The following is a 2509-nucleotide window of genomic DNA, read 5'->3' on the forward strand; positions in this document are numbered from 1 at the left end:
ATCGCTGCTCTCAAAACCCTCGTAGCGCGCCGGGTGCCAGAGCAGGCGCTCGGTGCGCTCGACGATCGGAATGACCTGCTTGCGCGAGGCCGACGTATAGCAGCCGACGATGTGCTCCACCCCATGCTCGCGGATGAGATCATCGCAAGCGGTATGATAGGCAGCGACCATGCCGCCGGGGTCGCGCAGATGCGGCGCGAGGATGAAATCGAACTCCTCGCTCTGGTTGACCTCGTCGACCGCCATCAGCGCGCTCTTTTCCATCTCACGTCCCATCATGGCGTAGGGACCCGATCGGGAGAAGACGAGACCAAGCGGAATCGTCGGCTTCGTCATCAGGCGTTCACTGTGTACGGTTGTGATCTCATGCCACGACCTGTCGCATTTCGATGCGAGCTTGCGCGCCAATTGGGCTCTCTCAGCTCAAAAAAGGTGCCAGCGTCACATTGACAAGCCCGGAGAGACTAAGACAGAATTATTCCCACCGTAAATACGTGGACGGCGAAAAGAGTTTTTGCGCAGCCGACGGCGTCTGCGCGACGATGTTGAATATTTCGCTCTGCCATGTGATCGTGAAGCGACCATCGATAGCAACGGCATGGATGCCATTCGGGGCCCTTTCGGGCCACGGGTGGCTTTTTTCGTTCGTCCGGCAAGCGGGTGAAGCATGGCGGTTCGTCTCCCGACACTCGAGCAGATCGATCACCTCGGATCGGATTTCGGTCTCGTCCTGACCGCTAAGGAAATCGCGGCGTTTCAGCAGGCCTTCAAGGGACCGCTGGCCTCCTATGGGCGGCTCGAGGAACTTGTGCCTCCACAGCTCGCGCCGATCGCGCCGCGCTCGCCCGGCTACCGGCCGCCGCCATCGGAAAATCCCTTTGGCGCCTGGTACTGGAAGACGGACATTCGCAGCGGCCGCGAGGGATTGCTCAGCGGCAAGAAGATTGCCATCAAGGACAACATCTGCGTCGCGGGCGTGCCGATGATGAACGGCTCGGCGCTGCTCGAAGGCTATGTGCCGGAAATCGACGCCACGGTAGTGACACGCATTCTCGATGCGGGCGGCACCATCGCGGGCAAGGCGGCCTGCGAGGATCTGTGCTTTTCGGGCGCGAGCCACACTTGCGCAACCGGCGTGATCCGCAATCCCCATAACCCCGCGCATAGTGCCGGCGGTTCCTCCGGCGGCAGCGCGGCGCTGGTCGCGAGCGGCGAGGTGCCGATGGCGCTCGGGGGCGACCAGGGCGGGTCGATCCGCACGCCGTCGAGCTGGTGCGGCGTCTATGGCCTGAAGCCGACCTGGGGCCTCGTGCCGACCACCGGGTCGATGCCGATCAGCTATTCGGTCGATCATTGCGGGCCGATGTGCGCGTCGGTTGCGGACGTAGCGCGGCTTCTGACCGTCATCGCCGGCCATGACGGCTGGGACACCAGGACGATCTCCGCCCGCACCGGCGATTACATCGGCGCGCTGGACATCCCGGTGCGGGGCCTGCGGATCGGCATCCTGCGCGAGGGTTTTGGCCATCCGGAGAGCGATGGCGCGGTCAGTGAGAAGGTCAGGCAGGCGGTCTCGGCTTTGGCGAAGGCCGGCGTGGAAACCGAGGAGGTGTCGATCTCATGGCATCTCGACGGCCCGCATGTCTGGAGCGGAGTGATCCTGGAAGGCGCGGCCGAGATGATGCTGAAGGGGTTTGGCGTCGGCAACAACGTCCCGGGCTACTATCCGGTCTCGATGCAGGAAGCGCTGGCCCGCGGCATGGGCACACGGATCAACGACGTGTCACCGACCGTAAAACTCGTGCTGATGCTCGGCGAATACATGCACCGCAATTATCACGGACGCTATCATTCCAAGGCGCAGAACCTGCGCGGGCTGCTGCGCCAGGCCTATGACGATGCGCTGAAAAAATACGATGCGCTGGTCATGCCGACAATCCCCTTCACCGCAACGCCGATCCCGCCGGCCGATGCGCCGCTCAACACGGTGATCGACACCGCGCTCAACATGCAGGCCAACACCTGTTCCTTCGACGTATCGGGCCATCCGGCCTTCACGGTGCCGTGCGGGCGCGTCAACGGCCTGCCGGTCGGGTTGATGCTGGTCGGCCGCCATTTCGAGGAGACCACGTTGATCACGCTGGCGGCAGCGATCGAGGCGATCGGCGACTGGAAGCTGAACTAGGACTGACGGGTACGATAATGCAACGCCCGAGCAAACCGCGATGAGTAGCGATCCCTGGCTTAAAAATTCGATCCTGGCGAGGCGCGGCGTGGCCAAGGGCCAGCCCGGACGGCATCATGAACTCACGATCGAGGCGCAAGGCCCGTTCCACTATGTCTACGGACCCTATGCCAAGCCGGTGCTGACCATCGATCCCGGCGACATCGTCGCGGTCGAGACCGAGGACGCCTTTGGCGGGGTGATCACCAGCGAGCAGGACAGCCCGACGGCGAAATTGAAGTTTCCCTACCTCAATCCACAATGCGGCCCGATCGCCGTCAACGG

2 protein-coding genes and 1 pseudogene are annotated in these 2509 nt (G+C 63.2%); 2 read left to right on the top strand and 1 reads right to left on the bottom strand.

Annotated elements, in window-relative coordinates:
• On the bottom strand, positions 1–336 hold a 336-nt coding region (locus JOZ76_RS26665), incomplete at its 3' end, for a transporter substrate-binding protein (RefSeq protein ID WP_291703728.1).
• 331 nt (positions 337–667) lie between these two features.
• Between JOZ76_RS26665 and JOZ76_RS26670 the strand changes: the two genes are divergently transcribed.
• Both JOZ76_RS26670 and JOZ76_RS26675 read left to right on the top strand, forming a co-directional pair.
• On the top strand, positions 668–2185 hold the full coding sequence (locus JOZ76_RS26670) for an amidase (protein ID WP_291703730.1): 1518 nt from the start codon (positions 668–670) through the stop codon (positions 2183–2185).
• 40 nt (positions 2186–2225) lie between these two features.
• Positions 2226–2509 (top strand): annotated as a pseudogene (locus tag JOZ76_RS26675) (acetamidase/formamidase family protein); the annotation flags it as partial.

The organism is Bradyrhizobium sp., assembly GCF_019244115.1.
Taxonomy (GTDB): domain Bacteria; phylum Pseudomonadota; class Alphaproteobacteria; order Rhizobiales; family Xanthobacteraceae; genus Bradyrhizobium.

What these genes read in the sequence shown, in the direction of transcription:
- JOZ76_RS26670 (WP_291703730.1), top strand. Translation starts at nt 668, where the DNA reads ATGGCGGTTCGTCTCCCGACACTCGAGCAGATCGATCACCTCGGATCG.